Here is a 23,896-nt window from a genome sequence, read left to right as displayed (position 1 = left end):
TATCGGTAAGGGGTGCCCTGCCGGCGCGGTGGCCGACATCTGCAAAGGGCGGGGCAAGGGGTGCAGCGGAGGTGAGGCTAGGAAGGCGAGGGCGACATGAGAGATTCCTTTCTTATTTGAATTAGTGGAAAGCAGCGGCCGAGCGACTCGGCCTTATAGTTATATGACAACGTATGTCTTGCGGCAAGGCTATCAGGGTAGCTGGCTGGAGCCTTCGCCGGGCGAAGGCTCCAGCGGGGTCAGACGCTGGCCTTGAGGCTGTCCTGACGGGCCGTATCGTAGGCGCCCTTGTCCATCTGCACGGCGCCTGGCTTGCCCAGTTCGCTCATGGGCACCCGGTAGGTTTCCGGCGACAGATAGGCGGCCAGGGCCGACAGGCAGGTCACACCGAAGGCCAGGCCACCGACCACCAGCCAGATGTTGTCGGTACCGGGAGGGGCGACCAGGGTGAACAGCGCCGGCAGCATGGCGGTGAACATGGTGCCGATGTTCTGGGAGATGGCCATGGCCGAGACGCGGTAGCGGGTCTGGAACTGCTCCGGGTAGAAACTGGGGAAGACCGCGTTGTAGCCCTGGTAGACCATGCCCCACATCACCAGCGACATGACGAAGGCCAGCGGCAGGTTGTGGATGCTGATGGCATAGAGGTAACCGAAGGCCAGCAGGCCCGAACCCAGGGCACCGGCGATCATGGTCGGCCGCCGGCCGATGCGGTCGGAGAGGTTGCCGACGAAGGGGATCACCAGCACCGCGACGATGTTGCCCACCACCGGTATCCAGAGGTAGACGCTCTTGTCGAAGCCGATGCCGTAGGCGGGTTGTACGGCGTAGGCGGCGCCGAAGATGGTGGCCACCACCGGGATCACGTTCATCAACGCCATCATGGCGACCAGGATCATGGACTTCCAGCTGGTGCTCAGGGCTTCGCCGATGGGCGAGCGTCTGGCCACGGTGCTGGTCCCGGCCTTGGCTTCTTCCTTGACGAAAGCCGGGGTCTCATGGACCTCGCGGCGGATGATGAAGCCGGCCAGCAGCACGAAGGCGCTGAGCAGGAAGGGAATGCGCCAGCCCCAGCTGTTGAAGGCATCGGCGGGCATGAAGTAGGCCAGTGGCAGGAACACCGCGGCGGCCATCACCTGGCCGGCCTGCACGCCCTGCAGGGTGAAGCTCGCGTAATAGCCGCGCCGGCCGAAGGGCGCATGTTCGAGCACCATCGAGCTGGCCCCGGAGATCTCGCCGGCCACGGCGAAGCCCTGGATCAGCCGCAGCACCACCAGCAGGATGGGCGCGAGGATGCCGATCTGGTGGTAGGTGGGAAGCAGGCCCACGGCCATGGTGGCGATGCCCATGAGGAACATGCACAGCAGCAGGACGTTCTTGCGACCACGGGTATCGCCCCAGTGGCCGAGCACGAAGGCACCGACCGGGCGCGCCAGGTAGCCCACGCCGTAGGTGGCGAGGGAGGCGACGATGGCCATCTTGGGATCGGTGGAGGGGAAGAAGATCTGTGGGAAGATCAGCGCCGCGGCCTGGGCGTAGATGAAGAAGTCGTAGTATTCCAGTGCCGAGCCGATCCAGCCGCTAGCGGTGGCTTTCTTGGCTTGGGAGCCGGTCGTGGGGGAGGCGGTATTGGCCATGTGTTGTCTCCGGAATTATTGTCAGGCCAGGATGAAATTCGGCGGCGCGCACGAGCGGGATCGAGCGACGCAGGGCCGAACGGGTAACGGGATGCGGGACTAGCCTGGCCGTCGGCGACTGGCCACGGGTGGGCGACAGGCGAGACGGGAGGCGAAGGATAGCGTGGATAGCTGGGACATGGGCGCACACTCTTGTTTGTCTTGTTATGGTCGACGCGGCAGAAGCGACGAGCGCAGAAGGCTCTGAAATCAATAGTGCGAGGCGTCGCCCTGGCTGGTCAATTCGCTGAACGCCCAAGTGTTCGATCAGCGAACAGAAACTAACCGGTTCGTACATAATCCATTGTTGGGTTCTTGGAGGCCGAGAATAATCGCCCGCAGACCCGACGAACCAGATCTTCTCCGCGGCGGTCATCCGACGGAGAGGACCGTTCAATACAGGAGCACCGGCATGCAGCGTTCCATCGCTACCGTATCCATCAGTGGCACCCTGACCGAAAAGCTCGAAGCCATCGCCGCGGCGGGCTTCGACGGCGTGGAGATCTTCGAGAACGACCTGCTGTATTCCGGTGCCAGCCCCCGCGAGATTCGCCAGCGCACCCAGGACCTGGGCCTGGCCATCACGCTGTTCCAGCCGTTCCGCGATTTCGAGGGCGGCCGCCGCGAGCGCCTGCAGCGCAACCTCGACCGCGCCGAGCGCAAGTTCGACCTCATGCAGGAGCTGGGCACCGACCTCGTTCTGGTGTGCAGCAACACCGCCGCCGACAGCCTCGGCGACGAGCGCCTGATCGCCGACGACCTGCAACTGCTGGCCGAACGCGCCGCGCCACGCAACCTGCGCATCGGCTACGAGGCGCTGGCCTGGGGCCGCCACGTCAACACCTGGCAACAGGTCTGGCGCCTGGTGAAGGCGGTCGACCATCCCAATCTCGGCGTGCTGCTGGACAGCTTCCATACCCTGTCCATCGGCGGCGACCCGGCGGGCATCGCGCAGATTCCCGGAGACAAGATCTTCTTCGTGCAGATGGCCGACGCGCCCTTGCTGCAGATGGATGTCCTGGAGTGGAGCCGGCATTTCCGCTGCTTCCCGGGACAGGGCGAATTCGACCTGGCGGGATTCCTCGCGCCCATCCTGCAGACCGGCTACCAGGGCCCGCTGTCGCTGGAGATCTTCAACGACGGCTTCCGCGCCGCCCAGACCCGCGCCACCGCCGCCGACGGCCTGAGGTCGCTGCTGTATCTGGAAGAGCAGACCGCCGCCCGCCTGCAGCGCGAGGAGACCCCGGTGACGGCGCCGCTGTTCGCCCCGCCCCATGCGCCGCGCCTGGAGGGCACCGAATTCCTCGAGTTCGCCGTGGACGACGTGCATGGCGCCGAGCTGGCCCGCTGGCTGGGCAAGCTGGGGTTCGCCCAGGCCGGCCGGCACCGCTCCAAGAACGTCAAGCTGTTGCGCCAGGGCGAGATCAACCTGGTGCTCAATGCCGAGCCCTATTCCTTCGGTCACAACTTCTTCGAAGCCCACGGCCCCTCGCTGTGCGCCATGGCCCTGCGGGTGCCGGACAGCCATGCCGCCCTGGAGCGTGCCCAGCAATACCGGGCGCAGCCCTATCGCGGCCTGGTCGGGCCCAACGAGCGCGAGATCCCGGCGGTACGGGCGCCGGATGGCAGCCTGATCTATCTGGCCGACCGCGGCGCCGATGGTCGTAGCCTCTACGACACCGACTTCGACGTCAGCGCCGGCGCCAGTGGCGGCCTCGGGCTGACCCATGTCGACCACGTGGCCATCGCCCTGCCGGCCGACGCCCTGGACAGCTGGGTGCTGTTCTACAAGAGCCTGTTCGACTTCAGCGCCGACGACGAGGTGGTGGTCCCCGATCCCTATGGGCTGGTGAAGAGCCGCGCGCTGAAGAATCGCGAGAGCAACGTGCGCCTGGCGCTGAACATCTCGGAGAACCGCAACACCGCCATCGCCCGCGCCCTGTCCAGCTACCGGGGGTCCGGGGTCCACCACATCGCCTTCGCCTGCCAGGACATCTTCCAGGCGGTGGAGCAGGCCAAGGCCGCCGGGGTCCCGCTGCTGGAGATCCCCATGAACTATTACGACGACCTGGGGGCGCGCTTCGATTTCGATGACGACTTCCTCAGTCGCCTGGCCTATTACAATGTGCTCTACGACCGTGATGCCCAGGGCGGCGAGCTGTTCCACGTCTATACCGAGTCCTTCGCCGACCGATTCTTCTTCGAGATCCTGCAGCGCAAGGATTACAGTGGCTACGGCGCGGCCAACAGTCCGGTGCGCCTGGCGGCCATGCTGCAGGCCCGCCAGGGCCGACCCGCGCCTGCGGAATTCTGAGCGAAGCGGGTCCCTGTAGGGACTCGCACCTCCCCAGCGGTGGTGCTCCGGTGCCACCCCTACGACAAGAGTCAAACCTGATGCAGGACACCCCGGCGCTCGCGCCCACGCTCCGTACGCCGCGCAAGAACAATCCCGAGAAGACCCGCCAGGCCATCCTCGCCGCCGCCGTGGCGGAATTCGCCGATGTGGGCCTGAGCGGCGCCCGCGTGGATGCCATCGCCGAGCGCACCCACACCTCCAAGCGGATGATCTACTACTACTTCGGCAGCAAGGAGCAGCTCTACCTGACGGTGCTGGAAAAGCTCTACAGCGATGTGCGGGGCGATGAGGCGGAGCTGCCGCTGGACCGGCTCGCGCCCCTGGAGGCGATCCGCACCCTGGCGGAATTTCTCTTCGAGCATCACCGTAGCCACGACGATTTCATTCGCGTGGTGAGCATCGAGAACATCCATCGCGGTCGCCACCTGGCGCAATCCGAGACCATCTCCAGCCTCAACTCCTCGGCATTGGAAGCGCTGCGCCGCATCCTGGCCCGGGGCGAAGCCAACGGCGAGATCCGCGCCGGCCTGGACGTGGTGGACGTGCACCTGCTGATGTGTTCGTTCTGTTTCTACCGCGTCTCCAACCGGCACACCTTCGGTCGCATCCACGACATCGACATGGAGGATCCGGCCGTATTGCAGCGCCACAAGGCCATGATCGGCGATGCCATGGTGCGCTTTCTGCAGCCGTAGGGTGTGGGGCGACCCTCACCCCGGCCCTCTCCCAGGGGGAGAGGGGGGCGCCTGACCGAGGCTTTTGGTTGTCGGCATGGATTCGTAGGGTGGAAAACCGCGCAGCGTTTTCCCCGCGGATGCCCGAGCAATCTTCTCTCGGAGGGAGGGCAGGCCTTGTAGGTTGGGTTGAGACGGCTTCATCGTCGAAGCCTAATGCTGCCGGATACCCCGTGTTGGGCTTCGCTGCGCTCAACCAACCTACGGATCTACCCCCTCTCCCTCGGGGAGAGGGCCGGGGTGAGGGCGAACCCCGACACCCCAGCCAAAACCCTCAGAGCACCGGCATGCCGCCCGTCACCGGCAGCATGGCGCCGGAGATGTAGCTCGCCTCATCGGAGGCCAGCAGCACATAGGCCGGTGCCAGTTCCACCGGTTGACCCGGGCGACCCAGGGGGGTGCTGCCGCCGAATTGCTCGGGCTCGTCCGGCTTCATGGTGCTGACGATCAGCGGCGTCCAGATCGGGCCGGGGGCCACGCTGTTGGCGCGGATGCCCTTGTCGCCGAGCAACTGGGCCAGGCCCGCGGTGAAGTTGGCGATGGCGCCCTTGGTGGCCGAGTAGGCCAGCAGGGTCGGCGGGGCGATGTCGGCGTTGATCGAGGCGGTGTTGATGATGGAACCGCCACGTGGCATGTGCTTCACCGCCGCCTGGGTGATGCGGAACATGGCGTGGATGTTCACATTGAAGGTATGGACCCATTCCTCGTCGGGTATCTCGTCGAGGCTGTCGCGTACCTGCTGGAAGGCCGCGTTGTTGACCAGCACATCGATGCGGCCGAAGGCTTCCACGGTCTTCTGCACCACGTCCAGGCAGGTCTGGCGCTCGGACAGGTCACCCGGCAGCAGGACGGCCTGGCGCCCGGCCTCGGTGACCAGGCGGGCGGTCTCGCGGGCGTCCTCGTGCTCATCGAGATAGGCGATGGCAACGTCGGCCCCCTCGCGGGCGAAGGCGATGGCCACGGCGCGGCCGATGCCGCTGTCGGCGCCGGTGATCAGCGCCGCCTTACCCTTGAGGCGACCCGAGCCGCGATAGGTCTCGGCGCCGCTGTCGGGTTGCGGATCCATGCGCGCTTCGGAACCGGGAAAGGTCTGGGGTTGGGGTTTCAGCGGGGGCTTGGGATAGTCGCTCATGGGGACTCCTTGGAGGTCAGGAAGAACATTCGATACCCAGGTCGGCCATGACGGCCGGGCCATAGCCGGCGGCGGCCAGGGGCGCCTGGATGTCCTGGTGCAGGTCGGGTACGTAGCCGATCAGCAGGTCGGCGGGGCCGCTGAGGCGGATCTCGCCCAAATCGGCCGGCAGCAGCAGGGACTCGGCGGCGCCGAGCATGCCGCTCCAGCCGGGCGCCTCCAGGCGCACCGGTCGGCCGACGTTGCTCAACAGGCGGGCGCTGCTGAAGCCATAGTCCAGCGGCGGCGCTCCGGCGCCGGCCAGGCGCCAGCGTTCCAGGGCGAAGTGCTGGCAGGCGGTGCACAGCAGACGGTCGTGACCGTCTTTCAGGGGCAGGCGCAGACCAGGGGTGACCCGTGGCTCGGCATCCAGGTGCAGCTGGTCCAGCAGCGCCTCGATACCCTCGCGCCACTCGGCGTGGGGCAGCGGCTCGCCATCGGTCATGCGCCAAGGCATGGCCTGTTGCTGGATGTCGGAGGTCTGTTCGATCTCGTAGATCAGGGTGCCAGGGCCGAAGCTGTGCAGGGTGCCGCCCGGGACGAAGAAGGTTTCGCCGGCGCGCACCGGCAGGCGTCGCATCACGGCATCGTAATCCTGTCGCAGCAGGGCGTCGCGCACGCGGTCGCGGGTCTGGCCGGGCTTGAGGCCCACCAGGGCCGTGGCGCCCGGTTCGGCCCAGAGGATGTGCCAGGCCTCGGTCTTGCCGTTGGGCTGGCACTCCAGGCGCTGCGCCGTGGCGTCGTCGGCGTGCAGGTGCACCGGCAGGCGACCACTGCCGTCGATGAACTTGGTCAGCAGGGGGAACCAGGGGCCCTGCCAGCCGGGCGCGACCAACTGGTCGGGGTAGGCCTGCACGACCTCGTGCAGGCTCTGGCCAGCGAGGGGACCGTCGAGCACCGTGGCGCTGCTGCCCGGTACGTCGCTGATCTCCCAGGTCTCGGCGATGCGGCCGGGCGGCAGGCCGCGTTTGCCGAGGCGCTCGGCGATCTCGTGACCGCCGAACACATGGGTACGCAAGCGAGTGGAAAGACGCAGGGGATGACCGAGCATCAGGGGGCTCCAGCGGCAGAAAAAGCCCCGGCAGGCGCCGGGGCCAGGGCATCAGAGAATCGGCTTGCCGCCGGTGACGGCGATGCGTGCGCCCGAGGTGTAGCTGGATTCGTCGGAGGCCAGCATCACGTACACCGGCGCCAGCTCCACCGGCTGACCAGGGCGGCCCAGCGGGGTGTTGCCGCCGAATTCCTTGACCTGCTCGGGCGGCATGGTCGCGGGAATCAGTGGGGTCCAGATGGGGCCGGGGGCGACGCTGTTGGCGCGGATGCCCTTGTCGCCGAGCAATTGGGCCAGACCTGCGGTGAAGTTGGCGATGGCGCCCTTGGTGGTGGCATAGGCCAGCAGCGTGGGCCGCGGCATGTCCGAGTTCACCGAGGTGGTGTTGATGATGGAGCCACCTTTGCCCATGTGCTTCACCGCCGCCTGGGTAATGCGAAACATGGCGGTGATGTTCACATCGAAGGTGTAGACCCACTCGTCGTCGGGAATCTCGTCGAGGGTCTCATGGGTCATCTGGAAGGCGGCATTGTTGACCAGCACATCGATGCGGCCGAAGGCGGCCACGGTCTTGTCCACCACCGCCAGGCACTGCTCGCGCTGGGACAGGCAACCCGGCAGCAGCAGCGCCTCGCGCCCGGCCTCGCGCACCAGGCGGGCGGTGTCCTCGGCGTCTTCGTGTTCGTTCAGGTAGCTGATGGCGACATCGGCGCCCTCGCGGGCGAAGGCGATGGCCACGGCGCGACCGATGCCGCTGTCGCCACCGGTGATCAGCGCCTTCTTGCCGGCCAGGCGGCCGGAGCCCTTGTAGCTTTGCTCTCCGCAATCCGGCAGCGGATTCATGCGCGACTGCAGGCCGGGAACCTCCTGCTGCTGTTCGGGCATGGGGGCTTTGGGGAAGTCGGTCATGAAAGAATCCTCTTAACTAGGTGCCTGTCAGTACCGACAGGCCACAAGCGGCGAGGGTTCTAGATCCGGGACGGGCGGTGCAGCCGAACTAGCGTGGGGCCGATTCCGCCCAGCGCGGCGGTACGGTGGGCTGCCAGGCAACGAGGGCGTCTAGCAGGGCATTGGGCGAGTCTTCCACCTGCAGCATGGCGCGGTGCGGCGCGGCGACGAAGCCCTGGGCCACCAGGTGATCGAGGAAGCCTTCCAGCTGGGCATAGAAGCCGTCGACCTCCAGCAGGCCCATGGGCTTGGCGTGGTAGCCGAGCTGGCCCCAGGTCCAGACCTCGAAGAGTTCTTCCAGGGTACCCAGTCCACCGGGCAAGGCGATGAAGGCATCGGCCAGTTCCGCCATTCGCGCCTTGCGCGCGTGCATGCCGTCGACCACTTCCAGGCGGGTGCAGCCGGTGTGGCCCAGTTCGGCGGTCTTGAGGCTTTGGGGAATGATGCCGATCACCTCGCCCCCGGCCGCCAAGGCCGCATCGGCGACCACGCCCATCAGGCCGACCTTGCCGCCGCCATAGACCAGGGTGAGGCCACGCTCGGCCAAGGTACGACCGAGTTGCGCGGCCGCCTCTTGGAAAACGGGCGAGGCACCGGACTTGGCACCACAGAAGACGCAGACGGTTTTCAGCGACATGGGGACTCCTCGACAGGCAAACCCCTAGCCTAGCCGCCCGATCCGCCGGATCAAAGCATCGTCATCGCGCGAGGAAAGTCTCTTCCGGCGCATTGCCGCTGGCGGCCTGGGCGTAGCTGGCGAATAGCTCGTGCAGCAGGGCGGTGAGGGTCATGGCGGGCGTCCTTGGCTGGCGGGAGGTGAGACCATGGTCGCAGGCGTCTGGCCTGAATACCCGGCAAAGGTTTCGATGGCGCCGATAGAGCGAAGCGTGCCACGCGCTTGCCAGGTCTGCCGGAACCCGCCACCCTCGCATCGGTCTGACTGGCGACTTTCACGCATCCGGAGGGTTCATGAAATCTACGTTGCTCGCTGCGGCGCTGTTCGCACTGGGAAGTACTGGCGCCTGGGCCGCCGACAGCTGTACGACGCAAATCGAAGCCGGTGATCAGATGACCTACAGCCGCGCCTCCATCCAGGTTCCGGCGTCGTGCAAGACCTTCACCGTCGAGCTGATCCACAGCGGTAGCCTGCCCAAGAACGTGATGGGCCACAATTGGGTGCTGACGCGCTCCACCGACGCCTCCGCCGTCGACGCCGCCGGCATGAACGCGGGCGAGGCCAAGGGCTATCTGCCCGAGGGCGACGAACGCATCATCGCCCATACCCGCATGCTAGGCGGTGGTGAGAAGGATTCGGTGACCTTCGATACCAGCGCCTTGGAGGCGGGTAAGGAATACACCTTCTTCTGCTCGTTCCCGGGGCACTTTGGGTCTATGCGGGGGGTGTTGCAGCGGGGGTAGGGAGGGTGTGGCGGTCGACCGTGGCAATCCGACTTTTTGAGCAGGAAACTCCTGTAGGTTGGGTTGAGCGTTAGCGAAGCCCAACGTTGCAAGGCCTCACGCTGGTTTAGTAGGTGCCATGGCTGCTTATTGAGTGTTTGGAGAGTTTTTGTTTCGCCCACCCGGGCGAGTTACTTTTTGCATTCGCCAAAAAAGTAACCAAAAACGCTTGCCCCGATCATCCGGCCTTCCGCTTCGCTCCAGGTCCGCTCACGCCAGCGCCGTTCCGGGGTCGGCCTACACGGGCCGTCCATGGCCCGTTAGGCCTCTCGCCGCATCCCTGCGGCTCGACCCACTCCACGACACTGGCGCTCGCCCTCCTGAACGGGGCGATTCACAAGCCTGAAAGTTTCGATTGAAGAGCCGAACGGCCCGTAGCGTGGACAACGGCGAAGTCTTGTCCACTGTTCACGATCAAGCTCATCAGTGGAAAACGCTACGCGGTTTTCCACGCTACGAATCGCGATGGCCCCCTGCAAGCGCTCCCAAAATTTCAGGCTGGCGTCCCGTCCCCGTCAGTGAGGCCGAGTGCAGGTGTCGCGGAAGGGGATGCGAGGCAGGGTGCCGCGCCCCTGGAGCGGCGCCGGAGCGGGGGATACGTAGCGAAGCGGAGTAACAGCCGCAGGCTGGCCCGAAGGGTGATCGAAGCGAATCACCCGTAGCGTAGCGAAGGGCCGAACGGTTGGGGTGTACTTTCTTTTGCTTACTTTTCTTTGCACCGGGCGGTGATCCGCAAGCAAAGAAAAGTAAGTCGCCGGCTAGGCGAAATAGGGGCATCAGCAAGGCCGATAAACAGCTAGGGCAACCAGCTTCAAAACGTTGGGCTTCGCTAACGCTCAACCCAACCTACCGGCACCCTGACCTCAACCCTTCGCCAACTCCGCCTCGATGGCCTCCACCAACCGGGGATCATCCGCCGTCACATCCGGCGCGAAGCGCCCCACTACCTCACCATTGCGCCCAATCAGGAATTTCTCGAAATTCCATAGCACCTCGGGCTTGGGGTTGGGGCTGCCGCCGCGGCTCAGCATGCGCTCGCGGAAGGGGCCGTCGCCGGTGGCGTCGGGCTGGGCGCGGGTGAGTTCGTCGTAGAGCGGATGCTTGTCTTCGCCCACCACGCTGAGCTTGGCGAACAGCGGGAATTGCACGCCGTAGGTGAGGGTGCAGAATTCCTTGATCTCGGCGTCGCTGCCGGGCTCCTGCTGCTTGAAGTTGTTGGCGGGAAAGCCGAGTACTTCCAGGCCACGCTCGCGCTGGGCCTCGTAGAGGCGTTCCAGGCCTTCGTACTGGTTGGTCAGGCCGCACTTGGAGGCGACGTTCACCACCAGCAGCACCTTGCCCAGGTAGCGTTCCAGGGTCAGGGTTTCGCCGTCGATGGATTGTAGCGGCAGTTTCATCAGGGTCGCGGTCATGGTCGGCTTCCTCGGGGAGAAGCGACCAGCCTAGCGCAAAAACGCCGCCCGGGTGGGCGGCGCCTGTCGATCGGGCGGGCTTAGCGCTTGAGCTTGACCACGTCGCCGGAAACGGTGGTGGTGTAGCCGTTCAGGACATAGGCCCAGAACCAGTTTTCCTGCACCTGGGCGTTGATCAGGGCATCGCCACCGCGGGACTTGATGGCCGCGTTCTGGGCGCGCACGAAGCGGTCATTCTGCTGGACCGGGATGAAGCCCAGGATCATGAGGCCGGTGGCCTTGCCTTCGCCGCGACCGACGACGGTGTACTGCGACGGGTCCAGGTTCTGCGTCTTCATCGCGGTACCGGTGCAGCCAGCGACGGCGGCGGCGAGGGCGAAGGAAGCGGCGAGCTTGGCGAAACGTTGCATGAGGTGACTCCTTTTCTGGTTGGCAGCGTCGGGCATCGTTTCCCGACGGGCGCACTGTAGCAGCGCAGGCCCGCACCGGACTGCCGTTCACCCCGGCGATAGGGCCGTTCCTCTCGTTATCAGGTGATAGCACCTCGATCTAAGCCCGGACGGCCCGAGCTGCTACCATCGCCGCCTTTTCGTCCGGCGGCCGTGTCGGACGCCGCTCTGGAGACCCTGTGTGAATCTGCCCCTCGTCCTCAACCTCGTCGCCTTCGTCGTGCTGCTCGGCCTGTTGGCGCGTACTCGCAACACCGGCTGGAGCCTGGCCGTGCGCGTCTTCATCGGCCTCGCCCTGGGAGTGGCCTTCGGCCTGGTATTGCAACTCCTCTACGGGCATGACGCCCCGGTGCTCAAGACCTCCATCGGCTGGTTCAACCTGGTCGGCAACGGCTATGTGCAGCTGCTGCAGATGAGCATCATGCCGCTGGTGTTCGCTTCCATCCTGGCCGCCGTGGCGCGACTGCGCGAGGCCTCGTCCATGGGCCGCATCAGCCTGTTGACCCTGGGCACCCTGCTGTTCACCACCGCCATCGCCGCCCTGGTCGGGGTGCTGGTGACCTGGCTGTTCGGCCTCAGCGCCGAGGGGCTGGTGCAGGGCGCCCAGGAGACCGCGCGCCTGACCGCGCTGCAGAACAGCTATGTCGGCAAGGTGGCGGACCTGTCGGTGCCGCAGCTGCTGCTGTCCTTCATTCCGAAGAATCCCTTCGCCGATCTCTCCGGCGCCAATCCCACCTCCATCATCAGCGTGGTGATCTTCGCCGCCTTCCTCGGCGTCGCCGCCCTGCGCCTGCAGCGCGACGATCCGGTCCGCGGCGAGAAGGTGCTGGCCGGCATCGACGTGCTCCAGGCCTGGGTGATGAAGCTGGTACGCCTGCTGCTGCAACTCACCCCCTATGGCGTGCTGGCGCTGATGACCAAGATGGTCGCCACCGCCAGTCCCCAGGACGTGCTCAAGCTGGGCACCTTCCTGATCGCCTCCTACCTGGGCCTGGCCATTCTGTTCGGCGTGCATGCGCTGTTGCTGATCCTGAGCGGCCTGTCGCCGGCGCGCTTCTTTCCCAAGGTCTGGCCGGTGCTGAGCTTCGCCTTCACCAGCCGCTCCAGCGCCGCGACCATCCCGCTGAACATCGAGGCCCAGACCGAGCGCCTGGGCGTGCCGCCGGCCATCGCCAGCTTCGCCGCCTCCTTCGGCGCCACCATCGGCCAGAATGGCTGCGCTGGCCTCTATCCGGCCATGCTGGCGGTGATGGTCGCCCCGACGCTGGGCATCGACCCCTTCGATCCGTTGTGGATCGCCAGCCTGGTGGGCATCGTCACCCTGAGTTCGGCGGGCGTGGCCGGTGTGGGCGGCGGTGCCACCTTCGCCGCCCTGATCGTGCTGCCGGCCCTCGGCCTGCCGGTCACCCTGGTGGCGCTGCTGGTGTCCATCGAGCCGCTGATCGACATGGGCCGCACCGCTCTCAACGTCAACGGCTCCATGACCGCCGGCACCCTGACCGCACGCTGGATGGGCCAGTTGGACAAGGCCGCCTACGACCGTGACGACCGGGCGGAAGCGCCGGCGGCGCCGGTGGGGCGCGGTTGAGGAGCTTTGCGTAGGTTGGCGCTGAGCGCAGCGAAGCCCAACGGTGACCATGCCTGCGTCGGATCATTGGGCTTCGGCGATGGAGCCGCCTCAGCCCAACTTACGGGAGAGCCCTGTGTAGGTTGGTGCTGAGCGAAAGCGAAGCCCAACACGACCTACCTTCAGCGTTCTCCTACCGCCCATTCCTCGTCACCCTGACCTGTCCAATCCGCCGGCAAAATGCCCGCGCGTATAAAGCGATGAATGGACGAGTAAGGCCACTCCACCGCGCTACGCGCATGGCCGTGCTTCACCGGATTGAAGTGGATGTAGTCGAGATGCCGCTGCAGGTCCTGCTCGTCACGGATCTGGTGTTCCCAGTAGCGCCTTTGCCAGACGCCGCGCTCGCGCTTCAATCGGCGGGACAGTTGCACCGTCTCCAGCGGCGGTAGCTGGTGGGAGAAGCCGGCCTTGATCAGGTTCCAGCGCAGCGGGTAGTTCCCGTCGTCCTCCGGCAGCCGCCAGAGGGCATGCAGATGATCGGGCAGGACCACCATGGCAAGGATGTCGAAGGGATGCCGGGCCTTTACCTGGCGTATCGCTTGCCGCAGCGCGCCGATGTGATCGACGAGCAGGGTGGCGGTGCGGTCGTTGAGATTGACCGTGAAGAAGAAGGTGCCGCCTGCCGCACGGCTGCGTCGATAGTCCAAGATCACCGTCCTTGGTGAGTGGAAAGTCGCAGTTTAGAGCCTTTTCAGCGCTTGTAGATGATTCGTGCGTGTTGGGCTTCGGCGATGGAGCTGCCTCAACACCAACCTACGGGTGCCCGACCGGGCCTTGTCGTTGGGCTTCGACGATGGAACTGTCTCAACCCAACCTACTGCACCCTGTAGGTTGGGTTGAGCGCAGCGAAGCCCAACATGGCCCGGGCGTCGTGCCGAGTCAGAACAGGCCCCTTTAGAACAAAAAGTAGCGCTGCGCCATCGGCAGCACCTCGGCCGGTTCGCACCAGAGCAGCTGGCCGTCGGCCTTGACCTGGTAGTTCTGCGGATCGACCTCGATGGTCGGCAGGTAGCCGTTGTGGATGAGGTCGCTCTTCTGCGCAGTGCGGCAGCCCTTGACCACGCCGATGCGCTTCTTCAGCCCCAGTTGCTCCGGCACCCCGGCGTCGAAGGCGGCCTGGCTGATGAAGGTCAGGCTGGTGTCGTGGAGCATGCCGGCGTAGCTGCCGAACATGGGGCGGTAGTGCACCGGTTGCGGGGTGGGGATGGAGGCGTTGGCGTCGCCCATCAGGCTCGCGGCGATGGCGCCGCCCTTGAGGATCAGCGTCGGCTTCACGCCAAAGAAGGCCGGACGCCAGAGCACCAGGTCGGCGAACTTGCCCACCTCGATGGATCCCACTTCGTGGCTGATGCCGTGGGTGATGGCCGGGTTGATGGTGTACTTGGCGATGTAGCGCTTGACCCGGAAGTTGTCGTTGCCGGCGCCGTCCTCGGGCAGCGGGCCACGCTGCTTCTTCATCTTGTCGGCGGTCTGCCAGGTGCGGGTGATGACCTCGCCGACGCGGCCCATGGCCTGGCTGTCGGAGCTGATCATGGCGAAGGCGCCGAGGTCGTGGAGGATATCCTCGGCGGCGATGGTTTCGCGGCGGATGCGGCTCTCGGCGAAGGCCACGTCCTCGGCGATGCTCGGGTCCAGGTGGTGGCAGACCATGAGCATGTCCAGGTGCTCGTCGATGGTGTTCTTGGTGAAGGGCCGCGTCGGGTTGGTGGAGCTGGGCAGCACGTTGGGGAAGCCACAGGCCTTGATGATGTCCGGCGCGTGGCCGCCACCGGCGCCCTCGGTGTGGTAGGTGTGGATGGTGCGGCCCTTGAAGGCGCCCAGGGTGGTTTCGACGAAGCCGGACTCGTTGAGGGTATCGGTGTGGATGGCCACCTGGATGTCGAAGCGATCGGCCACTGACAGGCAGTTGTCGATGGCGGCGGGAGTGGTGCCCCAGTCCTCGTGCAGCTTGAGGCCGATGGCGCCGGCGCGCACCTGCTCCTCCAGCGGCCCGGGCAGGCTGGCGTTGCCCTTGCCGGTGAAGCCGATGTTCATCGGGAAGGCGTCGGCGGCCTTGAGCATCTGCGCCATGTGCCAGGGACCGGGGGTCACGGTGGTGGCATAGGTGCCGGTGGCCGGGCCGGTGCCGCCACCGATCATGGTGGTAGTGCCGCTCATGAGCGCCTCTTCGATCTGCTGCGGGCAGATGAAGTGGATGTGGGAGTCGATACCACCGGCGGTGAGGATCATGCCCTCGCCGGCGATGACCTCGGTGGCGGCGCCGATGGGGACGGTGACGTTGGGCTGGATGTCCGGGTTGCCGGCCTTGCCGATGGCATGGATGCGGCCGTGCTTGAGGCCGACGTCGGCCTTGACGATGCCCCAATGGTCGACTATCAGGGCGTTGGTGATGACGGTATCGACCACCTCGGCGGCAGGCAGCTGGCTCTGGCCCATGCCGTCGCGGATGACCTTGCCGCCGCCGAATTTCACTTCTTCGCCATAGATGGTGTGGTCTTCTTCGACTTCGATCCAGAGCTCGGTGTCGGCCAGGCGCACCCGGTCGCCGGTGGTGGGGCCGAACATGTCGGCATAGGCTTGGCGGGAGATTTTCATAGGCGTAGATCCCGAATAAAGGTGGTCCGGTTTGCCCTCACCCCGGCCCTCTCCCGGAGGGAGAGGGGGAAGGGGGGAGCTCGGTGTCTGTTCTTGAGCCCCCTCTCCCCTGGGGAGAGGGTTGGGGTGAGGGGCGCGCGTTAAAAGCGAGAAGCCCGAGCGACCCTACAACTTGCCCATCACCCGCCCGGCGAAGCCGTAGACGGTGCGGGCACCGGCCAGCTCGACCAGTTCCACTTCGCGGCTCTGGCCCGGCTCGAAGCGCACGGCGGTGCCGGCGGCGATGTTCAGGCGCATGCCGCGGGCCAGGGCGCGGTCGAACACCAGGGCGTCGTTGGTCTCGTGGAAGTGGTAGTGGGAGCCCACCTGGATCGGCCGGTCGCCGCTGTTGGCGACGGTGAGACTCAAGGTACGGCGGCCGGCGTTGAGTTCGATCTCGCCGTCCTGGATCTGGTATTCGCCGGGGATCATGGGCGTTGCTCCAGCATGAGTTGCATGAAGGTGAGGTCCAGCCAGCGACCGAACTTGGTGCCGACCTGGGGCATCTGCCCGGTGGTGAGGAAGCCCAGGCGTTCGTGCAGGCGAATGGACGCCAGGTTGCCGCTCTCGATGGCGGCCACCATCACGTGCTTGTCGCAGGCGCGGGCGCGCTCGATGAGCACCGTCATCAGGCGCGGCCCTATGCCCTGGCCGCGCTGGTCGTTGCGCACGTAGACCGAGTGCTCGACGGTATGGCGGAAGCCATCGAAGGGCCGCCAGTCACCGAAGGACGAGTAGCCGACCACCTCGCCGCTGGCGTTCTCGGCCACCAGGATCGGGTAGCCCTGGTCAGCGCGCAGGTCGAACCAGGCCTGGCGGTTGGCCAGGTCGACGAGGTTGTCGTTCCAGATCGCCGTGGTGTTGGCCACGGCATCGTTGTAGATGGCCAGGACCGCCGACAGGTCGGCGGGGGTGGCGTCGCGGACGATCAGGCTCATGCTGGCTTCCCTAGGCAATGGGTTGGTGGACGGTGACCAGCTTGGTGCCGTCGGGGAAGGTGGCTTCCACCTGGATTTCCGGGATCATTTCCGGAACGCCTTCCATGACCTGGTCGCGGGTCAGCAGGGTGGTGCCGTAGTGCATCAGCTCGGCCACGGTACGACCGTCGCGGGCGCCTTCGAGCAGGGCCGCGGAGATCAGCGCCATGGCTTCCGGGTAGTTGAGCTTCACACCGCGCGCCAGGCGGCGCTCGGCCACCAGGCCGGCGGTGAAGATGAGCAGCTTGTCTTTTTCGCGGGGCGTCAGGTCCATGGGGTGTTCCGGTTGGCAGGTTCGGTCAAGGGGAGTCGGTCGATCATCGCGGCCATGGGCCGCTCCTACAAGAGCGCGGCGGCCTCAGGTGCTCCAGATCCGGGGCGGGACGGCGGCGCGGCCGAGCAGGGCCGGGCGCAGCAGGCGCCAGACTTCGATCAGCCAGGCGCGGGCCTGCAAGGATTCAGCGGCCAGGCAGCGGGCGACCACCAGGCCGGGCAGTTGGGTGAGGTCGCCCCGCACCGGCAGCTTGAGCTCGCGGCAGCGTTCCAGGGTGTCGGCGTCCAGGGTCCCGGTGATCAGCAGGGTGGCGAACACCGGTTGGCCGGCCAGACCGATGGGCGAGTCCAGCAGGCGATCCGCACCGATTAGACGCTGGCGTTCGTACCACAGCGGGAGGCCATCGCGGCGGACGTCCAGGTGCGCCTGGAACAGGCCCTCGGTGAAGCGCTCGGCACTGGCCGGCCGACCCAGGGCAACGATGTCCCAGTAGCAGAGGCGGGCGTCGCCCTCCAGCTCGATGCGGGTGGCGAGATGGGCCTGGGCGCCGGAGAAGACGATGGTCTCCTGGGGCAGCCACTCCAGGGTGGCGCCGGCGGCGATGCGCAGGTCAATCTGCTGGTACGCGGCGCTGTCGGCGCGATACCACTTGGCCGCACCGGGGCTGGTGAGCTGGGCCCAGGCGGTCTCGCCGACGCTGACCTCGATATCCAGCCGATCGCCACCGGCGATGCCGCCTGGAGGATGCACCAGGATGTGCTGGCAGACCTCGGGGCCTTCGGCGTGGAGGTGCTTCTGGACGCGCAAGGGACCGAGGTGGCGGCGGGTGGTGGGGCGCGTCCAGTCGCCCTGGCGGGCATAGGCCAGCTCCAGGCGCGCCGGCCAGGCCGGGGTGAAGAGGGCAGGGGGCAGGGCGGAGGTCATCGTTTGGGTGGGTTCGTTGTTCTGGTTGGGGCGGTTTCGGTTGGCCTTGCAAGAATCTGACCGGTTGGACAGAGGTTGGCTTTCGGCTGGGTATTGTGGGGGTGTTTGGCTGATTATCGCGTTTTGATGAGGCTTATATTTCGCCCACCCAGGCGCATCACCTTCACCGCTTCGGTAGGTTGGTGCTGAGCGGAGCGAAGCCCAATGTTGCGATGGCTTAAAATTGCTTTTATTGGTTTTTCAGCTGTTTACCGAGCTTTGCTGATACCTCTTGTTTCGCCCACCCGGGCGAGTCACTTTTGCCAGTCGCGGCAAAAGTAACCAAAAACGCTTGCCCCACCATCCGGCCCTACGCTGCGCTGCGGGTCCGCTCACGCCAGCGCCGTTCCGGGGTCGGCCTACACGGGCCGTCCGTGGCCCGTTAGGCCTCTCGCCGCATCCCTGCGGCTCGACCCACTCCACGACACTGGCGTTCGCCCTGCTGAACGGGGCGATTCGCCAGCTTGAAAGTGTTGGTTGAAGAGACATGAACAGCCCGTAGCCGTGGACAACGGCAGAGCCTTTTCCACACTCTGCGATCATGTACATCTGTGGAAAACGCTTCGCGGTTTTCCACGCTACGAATCGCTCTGGCTTTGCCTGTAAACACCGTAGTCTCAGGCTGGCGCCCCCGTCCCCGTCAGTGAGGCCGAGTGCAGGTGTCGTGGAGGGGGATGCGAGGCAGGACGCCGAGCAAGGCGTGAGGGGCAGGATGCCCCTTCGTGCCGTGCCCCTGGAGCGGCACCGGAGCGAGGGGACCCGGAGCGCAGCGGAGGGCCGAAGCGTGGGGACAGCGTTTTTGCTTACTTTTTTCGCGATTGAAAAAAGTGAGTCGCCCGGGTGGGCGAAACAAAACCATCAACAGACCTCGATAAGCAGCTGGAGCACTGATAAATCAAGGCGTATAGGCCAACCTATGCTCGTTGGGCTTCACTGCGCTCAGCGCCAACCTACGTCAGCTGACGTTCGTGGCTCGTTTCCCCACCCCATTTCAAGAAAGCTGCCGCCATTGCCGCGGACTCACCTGAAACCACCGCCGAAAGGCGCGCGAAAAGGCGCTGGTCTCCGAGTATCCCAGCAGTGGCGCCAGGTCGGTGACCGGCAATCGCTGCCGCAGGTAATGCTGCGCCAGATCGCGGCGGACGCCCTCGACCAGGGCCGAGAAGCTCGCACCCTGGTCGCGCAGGCGGCGTTGCAGCTGGCTGGTGGACAGGTCCAGGTGCTGGGCGATGGTCTCCAGGCTGGGCTCGCCCAGGGGCAGCGCCAGGCGTACCGAGGCGCGGACTTCTTCGAGCAGTTCCACCTGTGGCAGGCGCTGGCCGAGTTGGCGGATGGCGTCCTGCACCACCAACAGGAGCAGCGGGTCGTGGTCGGGCATGGCGCGGCCGCGCAGGTCGGCCTTGGGCACCAGCATGGCGTTGCAGGGGTGACCGAAGCTGACCGGGGCATCGAACAGCCGACGGTGTTCGTGCCAGCCCTCCGGGCGCGGGTGTTCGAAGTGCACCGCGCGGGGTGCCCAGGTCGGGCCGAGTACGTGGCGCAGCAAGTTGAGCAGCATGCCCAGGGTCAGCTCGGCGTCCTGGCGGCGCGAGACGATGGCGCCGTGACGCACCTGATAGTCGAAGCGCCAGCAGTCACCGGCGTCCACCAGCTGGATCAGGGTGCTGTGCTGGTGGAAGGGAAAGGCGGCGGCGAAGTTGTGCAGCGCCGCCTCGGCGGTGGGCGAGCAGAGCCCTACGTAACCGAGCAGGCCGAGCCGCTGGGGGGTGAATTGCTGGCCGTAGTGCAACCCGAAATTGTCGCAGCCGGATTGGGCGGCGGCCTCTTCCAGGACCCGGCAGTAGTTGCCCAGACCCAGGCTGAGGGTGGGGTGCTGCAATTGCTCGGGATCTATGCCGGCGGTGCCGAAGATACGGTCCACGTCGCCGCCATGACGGGTGATGGCGGCATCCAGCCCACTGGCGGCGGCGGAGAGCACGCCGAGGTTGCGTGACGCGGGGGTCAGGGCGGCGAAGCCGGAGGCAGCCGGGAGCATGGTGGGGCGTCCGTAAGGGTTATCGGCACGAATGAAGCAAAGGCTGTGCCCCGGGGCTGCAAGCGACCCGCAACGGGGGCCGGAACGTCGAGGCCTTCACGGTATCGGGGGTCTGGGCGTGCCTCTTCGTGGAGCGCTGGACTCGGCGTCGCACCGTTCTGGTGCGGTCTCGGGTAGCACCCTGGGAAGAGGGGTAACGCCGACTTGACCGCGGGCCGCGCCGACCAGGCCGCAGGGTCAAGTCGGCGGGGACCCGGGCTGGTTAAGCTCGAAAAAGCCGGGCATCGCGGGATCGCGGTCGCCCATTCGGATCACGTCGCTACAAGGGGAGTGGCCTGTCATGACCAACGAGAAACTCAAGCCGACCCTCGGCACCCTGCACCTCTGGGGCATCGCCGTGGGGCTGGTGATCTCCGGGGAGTACTTCGGCTGGAGCTACGGCTGGGGCGTCGCCGGGACCCTGGGCTTTCTGATCACCGCGCTGGTGGTGGCGGTGATGTACACCTGTTTCATCTTCAGCTTCACCGAGCTGACCACCGCCATTCCCCATGCTGGAGGACCCTTCGCCTACAGCCGGCGGGCCTTCGGTCCGGTCGGCGGTACGGTCGCCGGGATCGCCACGCTGATCGAGTTCGTCTTCGCCCCGCCGGCCATCGCCATGGCCATCGGTGCCTACCTCAACGTGCAGTTTCCCACCCTGGATCCCAAGCTGTGCGCGGTGGCGGCCTACTTCATCTTCATGACCCTGAACATCCTCGGGGTGAGCATCGCCGCCACCTTCGAGCTGGTGGTCACGGTACTGGCGGTGATCGAGCTGCTGATCTTCATGGGGGTAGTGGCGCCGGGCTTCAGCCTGGCCAACTTCACCAGCGGCGGCTGGGCCGGCCAGGACCAGTTCTCCCTGGCGGCGGTGGGCGGCATGTTCGCCGCCATTCCCTTCGCCATCTGGTTCTTCCTCGCCATCGAGGGCGCGGCCATGGCCGCCGAGGAAGCCAAGGACCCCAAGCGCACCATTCCCAAGGCCTACATCGCCGGCATCCTCACCCTGGTGACCCTGGCCATCGGCGTGATGATCTTCGCTGGCGGTGTCGGTGACTGGCGCGCCCTGTCCAACATCAACGATCCGCTGCCCCAGGCCATGAAGGGCGTGGTCGGCGACGGCTCGATGTGGCTGCACCTGCTGGTGGGCATCGGCCTGTTCGGCCTGGTGGCCAGCTTCCACGGCATCATCCTCGGCTACTCGCGGCAGTTCTTCGCCCTGGCCCGGGCCGGCTTCCTGCCCCATGGCCTGGCCAAGCTGTCGCGCTTCCAGACCCCGCACCGGGCAGTGCTGGCGGGTGGCGTAGTGGGCATCGCCGCTATCTTCAGCGACGGCGTGATCAGCCTGCAGGGCATGACCCTGACCGCCGCCATGATCACCATGAGCGTGTTCGGCGCCATCGTCATGTACATCATGAGCATGCTCAGCCTGTTCAAGCTGCGCCGCAGCGAGCCGAACCTGGAGCGTACCTTCCGCGCCCCCGGTTATCCGGTGGTGCCAGCCATCGCCCTGGTGCTGGCGGTGGTCTGCCTGATCGCCATGGTCTGGTACAACCCGGTGATCGCCAGCGTCTTCGTGGTGCTGATGGTAATAGGCGCGCTGGTCTGCGGTCTCAGCCGTAGACAAAGCGACATCGCCCCCGACGCCGCTTTCGGCGAAGCCTGAGCAGCGTACCCCCAGGAGGTAGCATGAGCGGTTTCCAGCACAGCGTGGGCGGTCAGACCTGGCGCTTCGCCGATCTCAAGGAGCTGTTGGCCAAGGCTACTCCGGCACGGTCCGGAGATGTCCTGGCCGGGGTCGCCGCCGCCAGCGACGTGGAGCGGGTGGCGGCGCAGATGGCCCTGGCGGAGCTGCCGCTCAAGCACTTCCTCAGCGAGGCGGTGATCCCCTATGAAGCCGACGAGGTCACCCGGCTGATCCTGGACAGCCACGACGCCCAGGCTTTCGCCCCGGTCGCCCATCTCACCGTGGGTGGCTTTCGCGACTGGCTGCTGGGTCCGGCGGCGGACGAGACCAGTCTTGCCGCCCTGGCGCCGGGGCTGACCCCGGAGATGGTCGCCGCGGTGTCCAAGATCATGCGTATCCAGGACCTGATCCTGGTGGCCCAGAAGGTCCGGGTGGTGACCCGCTTCCGCAACACCCTCGGCCTGCGCGGGCGGCTGTCGACCCGCCTGCAGCCCAATCACCCCACCGACGATCCGGCCGGCATCGCCGCCAGCGTTCTCGATGGGCTGCTCTACGGCAACGGCGATGCGGTGATCGGCATCAACCCGGCCACCGACAGCACCAGCGGCATCTGCGAATTGCTCAAGATGCTCGACGCCGTGATCCAGCGCTACGAGATCCCCACCCAGGCCTGCGTGCTGACCCATGTCACCACCAGCATCGCCGCCATCGAGCGCGGCGCGCCGGTGGACCTGGTGTTCCAGTCCATCGCCGGTACCCAGGGCGCCAACGAAAGCTTCGGCATCAGCCTGGCGCTGTTGCAGGAGGGTTACGAGGCCGGCCTGTCGCAGCGCCGCGGCACCCTGGGCGACAACCTCATGTACTTCGAGACGGGGCAGGGCAGTGCCCTGTCGGCCGGTGCCCACCACGGGGTCGACCAGCAGACCTGTGAGGTGCGCGCCTATGCCGTGGCGCGGAAATTCCAGCCGCTGCTGGTGAACACCGTGGTCGGTTTCATCGGCCCGGAGTACCTCTACAACGGCAAGCAGATCATCCGCGCGGGGCTCGAAGATCACTTCTGCGGCAAGCTGCTCGGCGTGCCCATGGGCTGCGATATCTGCTACACCAACCATGCCGAGGCCGACCAGGACGACATGGACATGCTGCTGACCCTGCTGGGCGCGGCTGGGATCAACTTCATCATGGGCATCCCGGGCTCGGACGACGTGATGCTCAACTACCAGACCACTTCCTTCCACGATGCCCTCTACGCGCGCCAGGTGCTGGGCCTGCAGCCGGCACCGGAATTCGCCGCCTGGCTCGACCGCCTGGGCATCCTGCGCCTGGAGGACGGCCGCTTCCGCCTCGGCGAAGGCTTGCCGGCGCCGTTCCAGCGGGCGCTGGCGCAGATTTGAATGTTTTTTCGTAGGTTGGGTTGAGCGTCAGCGAAGCCCAACGGTGCAAAGCCCGATTCGTGCCTGTTGGGCTTCGACGGTGGAGCTGTCTCAACCCAACCTACGAAAGGCCGAGTGCCAGACCCAACCCGTGCCCGTTGGGCTTCGACGATGAAGCCGTCTCAGCCCAACCTACCGAGGACTGCTGCCATGAACCCCAACGACACCGCCCGCCCCGACCCCTGGGCCGAATTGCGACGTTTGACCCCGGCGCGCATCGCCCTCGGTCGTGCCGGTACCAGCCTGCCCACCGCGGCCCAGCTGGACTTTCAGGCCGCCCATGCCCAGGCGCGCGATGCCGTGCACCTGGCCTTCGACCATGAGGCATTGCGCGAAGGGCTGACCGCCCAGGGCCGCGAGACCCTGGTGCTCAAGAGCGCCGCGCCGGATCGCCACACCTATCTGCAGCGCCCGGACCTGGGCCGCAAGCTGTCCGAAGAGTCAGCGCGTGAGCTCCAGGCCTACGCCACCGAGCATCCCGAGGGCTTCGACGTCGCCGTGGTGATCGCCGACGGTCTTTCCGCCCTGGCGGTGCATCGCCATGCCCTGCCGTTTCTCGAACGCCTGGCCGACCAGGCCCAGGCCGAGGGGTGGCGCTGGGCGCCGGTGACCCTGGTGGAGCAGGGGCGGGTAGCGGTCGGCGACGAGATCGGCGGACTGCTCAAGGCGCGCCTGCTGGTGATGCTGATCGGCGAGCGCCCAGGGTTGAGTTCGCCCGACAGCCTCGGCCTCTACTTCACCTACGGTCCCAAGCCCGGTCTCAACGACGCCTATCGCAACTGCATCTCCAACGTCCGCCTGGAAGGCCTCGCCTACGGCCTGGCAGCGCACAAGCTGCTCTACCTGATGCGCGAAGCGGATCGACGCAAGCTGTCCGGCGTGCAACTCAAGGACGAGGCCGAGGTGCCGCTGCTGGAAGGCGGTGAGGCGAACGCGCGGGTGGGGAATTTCCTGACGGCGTTCTAGCCC

At 66.3% G+C, this 23,896-nt stretch carries 21 protein-coding genes; 7 read left to right on the top strand and 14 right to left on the bottom strand.

The window, feature by feature from the left end; genetic code table 11:
* Window positions 1-239 precede the first annotated feature (239 nt).
* Complete coding sequence (locus tag ACYJP6_RS07480) at window positions 240-1,637, bottom strand: MFS transporter (protein WP_459474412.1); 1,398 nt, start codon at window positions 1,635-1,637, stop codon at window positions 240-242.
* Window positions 1,638-2,088: 451 nt separating this feature from the next.
* Between ACYJP6_RS07480 and quiC the strand changes: the two genes are divergently transcribed.
* Complete coding sequence (quiC, locus tag ACYJP6_RS07475; RefSeq protein WP_459474411.1) at window positions 2,089-3,990, top strand: 3-dehydroshikimate dehydratase QuiC; 1,902 nt, start codon at window positions 2,089-2,091, stop codon at window positions 3,988-3,990.
* Window positions 3,991-4,070: 80 nt separating this feature from the next.
* Entirely contained in the window at window positions 4,071-4,727 is a 657-nt protein-coding gene (locus tag ACYJP6_RS07470; RefSeq protein WP_459474410.1) for a TetR family transcriptional regulator, read from the top strand.
* Between the two features lie 313 nt (window positions 4,728-5,040).
* Here the strand turns inward: ACYJP6_RS07470 and ACYJP6_RS07465 are convergent, their stop codons facing one another.
* From ACYJP6_RS07465 to ACYJP6_RS07450, 4 genes are all read right to left on the bottom strand, one after another.
* Window positions 5,041-5,898: a glucose 1-dehydrogenase gene (locus ACYJP6_RS07465; protein ID WP_459474409.1), complete on the bottom strand. Its 858-nt coding sequence runs from the start codon at window positions 5,896-5,898 to the stop codon at window positions 5,041-5,043.
* Window positions 5,899-5,914: 16 nt separating this feature from the next.
* On the bottom strand, window positions 5,915-6,988 hold the full coding sequence (locus tag ACYJP6_RS07460) for a class I mannose-6-phosphate isomerase (protein ID WP_459474408.1): 1,074 nt from the start codon (window positions 6,986-6,988) through the stop codon (window positions 5,915-5,917).
* 51 nt (window positions 6,989-7,039) lie between these two features.
* Complete coding sequence (locus ACYJP6_RS07455; RefSeq protein WP_459474406.1) at window positions 7,040-7,897, bottom strand: SDR family oxidoreductase; 858 nt, start codon at window positions 7,895-7,897, stop codon at window positions 7,040-7,042.
* Window positions 7,898-7,985: 88 nt separating this feature from the next.
* On the bottom strand, window positions 7,986-8,573 hold the full coding sequence (locus ACYJP6_RS07450) for an LOG family protein (RefSeq protein WP_459474405.1): 588 nt from the start codon (window positions 8,571-8,573) through the stop codon (window positions 7,986-7,988).
* Between the two features lie 332 nt (window positions 8,574-8,905).
* Between ACYJP6_RS07450 and azu the strand changes: the two genes are divergently transcribed.
* The gene (azu, locus tag ACYJP6_RS07445; RefSeq protein WP_459474404.1) at window positions 8,906-9,355 is read left to right on the top strand and encodes an azurin; all 450 of its coding nucleotides are present in this window, start codon (window positions 8,906-8,908) and stop codon (window positions 9,353-9,355) included.
* A 902-nt stretch (window positions 9,356-10,257) separates the two neighbouring features.
* Here the strand turns inward: azu and ACYJP6_RS07440 are convergent.
* Both ACYJP6_RS07440 and ACYJP6_RS07435 read right to left on the bottom strand, forming a co-directional pair.
* On the bottom strand, window positions 10,258-10,806 hold the full coding sequence (locus ACYJP6_RS07440) for a glutathione peroxidase (protein ID WP_459474403.1): 549 nt from the start codon (window positions 10,804-10,806) through the stop codon (window positions 10,258-10,260).
* 80 nt (window positions 10,807-10,886) lie between these two features.
* Window positions 10,887-11,216 (bottom strand): hypothetical protein, encoded by a 330-nt coding sequence (locus ACYJP6_RS07435; protein ID WP_459474402.1) that lies wholly within the window; start codon window positions 11,214-11,216, stop codon window positions 10,887-10,889.
* A gap of 220 nt (window positions 11,217-11,436) precedes the next feature.
* Here ACYJP6_RS07435 and ACYJP6_RS07430 point away from each other — a divergent pair, with 220 nt between their 5' ends.
* Window positions 11,437-12,843, top strand: coding sequence for an L-cystine transporter (locus ACYJP6_RS07430; protein WP_459474401.1), 1,407 nt, complete (start codon window positions 11,437-11,439; stop codon window positions 12,841-12,843).
* A gap of 161 nt (window positions 12,844-13,004) precedes the next feature.
* Here the strand turns inward: ACYJP6_RS07430 and ACYJP6_RS07425 are convergent, their stop codons facing one another.
* The 7 genes from ACYJP6_RS07425 to qhpR all read right to left on the bottom strand — a co-directional run bounded on the left by ACYJP6_RS07425 (window position 13,005) and on the right by qhpR (window position 19,768).
* Window positions 13,005-13,535, bottom strand: coding sequence for an REP-associated tyrosine transposase (locus tag ACYJP6_RS07425; RefSeq protein ID WP_459474809.1), 531 nt, complete (start codon window positions 13,533-13,535; stop codon window positions 13,005-13,007).
* Window positions 13,536-13,779: 244 nt separating this feature from the next.
* Complete coding sequence (gene ureC / locus ACYJP6_RS07420; RefSeq protein ID WP_459474400.1) at window positions 13,780-15,480, bottom strand: urease subunit alpha; 1,701 nt, start codon at window positions 15,478-15,480, stop codon at window positions 13,780-13,782.
* A 165-nt stretch (window positions 15,481-15,645) separates the two neighbouring features.
* Window positions 15,646-15,951 carry an urease subunit beta gene (locus ACYJP6_RS07415; protein WP_137279113.1) on the bottom strand — a complete coding sequence of 102 codons (306 nt, stop codon included), beginning with the start codon at window positions 15,949-15,951 and terminating at the stop codon, window positions 15,646-15,648.
* Entirely contained in the window at window positions 15,948-16,457 is a 510-nt protein-coding gene (locus ACYJP6_RS07410) for an N-acetyltransferase family protein (RefSeq protein WP_459474399.1), read from the bottom strand. The genes ACYJP6_RS07415 and ACYJP6_RS07410 overlap by 4 nt, the downstream gene beginning before the upstream one ends.
* Before the next feature lie 10 nt (window positions 16,458-16,467).
* Window positions 16,468-16,770 carry an urease subunit gamma gene (ureA, locus tag ACYJP6_RS07405; protein ID WP_007162996.1) on the bottom strand — a complete coding sequence of 101 codons (303 nt, stop codon included), beginning with the start codon at window positions 16,768-16,770 and terminating at the stop codon, window positions 16,468-16,470.
* Between the two features lie 84 nt (window positions 16,771-16,854).
* Window positions 16,855-17,694: an urease accessory protein UreD gene (locus ACYJP6_RS07400; RefSeq protein WP_459474398.1), complete on the bottom strand. Its 840-nt coding sequence runs from the start codon at window positions 17,692-17,694 to the stop codon at window positions 16,855-16,857.
* A 1,030-nt stretch (window positions 17,695-18,724) separates the two neighbouring features.
* Window positions 18,725-19,768, bottom strand: a complete 1,044-nt coding sequence (gene qhpR / locus ACYJP6_RS07395; RefSeq protein ID WP_459474397.1) for an AraC-like transcriptional regulator QhpR — start codon at window positions 19,766-19,768, stop codon at window positions 18,725-18,727.
* A gap of 340 nt (window positions 19,769-20,108) precedes the next feature.
* Here qhpR and eat point away from each other — a divergent pair, with 340 nt between their 5' ends.
* The 3 genes from eat to eutC all read left to right on the top strand — a co-directional run bounded on the left by eat (window position 20,109) and on the right by eutC (window position 23,893).
* A complete protein-coding gene (eat, locus tag ACYJP6_RS07390) occupies window positions 20,109-21,473 on the top strand; it encodes an ethanolamine permease (RefSeq protein WP_459474396.1) in 1,365 nt (454 codons plus the stop codon).
* Between the two features lie 23 nt (window positions 21,474-21,496).
* The gene (locus ACYJP6_RS07385) at window positions 21,497-22,888 is read left to right on the top strand and encodes an ethanolamine ammonia-lyase subunit EutB (RefSeq protein WP_459474395.1); all 1,392 of its coding nucleotides are present in this window, start codon (window positions 21,497-21,499) and stop codon (window positions 22,886-22,888) included.
* 189 nt (window positions 22,889-23,077) lie between these two features.
* Complete coding sequence (gene eutC / locus ACYJP6_RS07380; RefSeq protein WP_459474394.1) at window positions 23,078-23,893, top strand: ethanolamine ammonia-lyase subunit EutC; 816 nt, start codon at window positions 23,078-23,080, stop codon at window positions 23,891-23,893.
* The last annotated feature ends 3 nt before the right edge of the window (window positions 23,894-23,896 follow it).

The organism is Pseudomonas sp. No.117 (assembly GCF_054558395.1).
Note: the sequence above shows the minus strand (reverse complement) of the source record. Positions and strands in the feature narration are given on the sequence as shown.

What these genes read in the sequence shown, in the direction of transcription:
- ACYJP6_RS07480 (WP_459474412.1), bottom strand. Translation starts at nt 1,637, where the DNA reads ATGGCCAATACCGCCTCCCCCACGACCGGCTCCCAAGCCAAGAAAGCC.
- quiC (WP_459474411.1), top strand. Translation starts at nt 2,089, where the DNA reads ATGCAGCGTTCCATCGCTACCGTATCCATCAGTGGCACCCTGACCGAA.
- ACYJP6_RS07470 (WP_459474410.1), top strand. Translation starts at nt 4,071, where the DNA reads ATGCAGGACACCCCGGCGCTCGCGCCCACGCTCCGTACGCCGCGCAAG.
- ACYJP6_RS07465 (WP_459474409.1), bottom strand. Translation starts at nt 5,898, where the DNA reads ATGAGCGACTATCCCAAGCCCCCGCTGAAACCCCAACCCCAGACCTTT.
- ACYJP6_RS07460 (WP_459474408.1), bottom strand. Translation starts at nt 6,988, where the DNA reads ATGCTCGGTCATCCCCTGCGTCTTTCCACTCGCTTGCGTACCCATGTG.
- ACYJP6_RS07455 (WP_459474406.1), bottom strand. Translation starts at nt 7,897, where the DNA reads ATGACCGACTTCCCCAAAGCCCCCATGCCCGAACAGCAGCAGGAGGTT.
- ACYJP6_RS07450 (WP_459474405.1), bottom strand. Translation starts at nt 8,573, where the DNA reads ATGTCGCTGAAAACCGTCTGCGTCTTCTGTGGTGCCAAGTCCGGTGCC.
- azu (WP_459474404.1), top strand. Translation starts at nt 8,906, where the DNA reads ATGAAATCTACGTTGCTCGCTGCGGCGCTGTTCGCACTGGGAAGTACT.
- ACYJP6_RS07440 (WP_459474403.1), bottom strand. Translation starts at nt 10,806, where the DNA reads ATGACCGCGACCCTGATGAAACTGCCGCTACAATCCATCGACGGCGAA.
- ACYJP6_RS07435 (WP_459474402.1), bottom strand. Translation starts at nt 11,216, where the DNA reads ATGCAACGTTTCGCCAAGCTCGCCGCTTCCTTCGCCCTCGCCGCCGCC.
- ureC (WP_459474400.1), bottom strand. Translation starts at nt 15,480, where the DNA reads ATGAAAATCTCCCGCCAAGCCTATGCCGACATGTTCGGCCCCACCACC.
- ACYJP6_RS07415 (WP_137279113.1), bottom strand. Translation starts at nt 15,951, where the DNA reads ATGATCCCCGGCGAATACCAGATCCAGGACGGCGAGATCGAACTCAAC.
- ACYJP6_RS07410 (WP_459474399.1), bottom strand. Translation starts at nt 16,457, where the DNA reads ATGAGCCTGATCGTCCGCGACGCCACCCCCGCCGACCTGTCGGCGGTC.
- ureA (WP_007162996.1), bottom strand. Translation starts at nt 16,770, where the DNA reads ATGGACCTGACGCCCCGCGAAAAAGACAAGCTGCTCATCTTCACCGCC.
- ACYJP6_RS07400 (WP_459474398.1), bottom strand. Translation starts at nt 17,694, where the DNA reads ATGACCTCCGCCCTGCCCCCTGCCCTCTTCACCCCGGCCTGGCCGGCG.
- qhpR (WP_459474397.1), bottom strand. Translation starts at nt 19,768, where the DNA reads ATGCTCCCGGCTGCCTCCGGCTTCGCCGCCCTGACCCCCGCGTCACGC.
- eat (WP_459474396.1), top strand. Translation starts at nt 20,109, where the DNA reads ATGACCAACGAGAAACTCAAGCCGACCCTCGGCACCCTGCACCTCTGG.
- ACYJP6_RS07385 (WP_459474395.1), top strand. Translation starts at nt 21,497, where the DNA reads ATGAGCGGTTTCCAGCACAGCGTGGGCGGTCAGACCTGGCGCTTCGCC.
- eutC (WP_459474394.1), top strand. Translation starts at nt 23,078, where the DNA reads ATGAACCCCAACGACACCGCCCGCCCCGACCCCTGGGCCGAATTGCGA.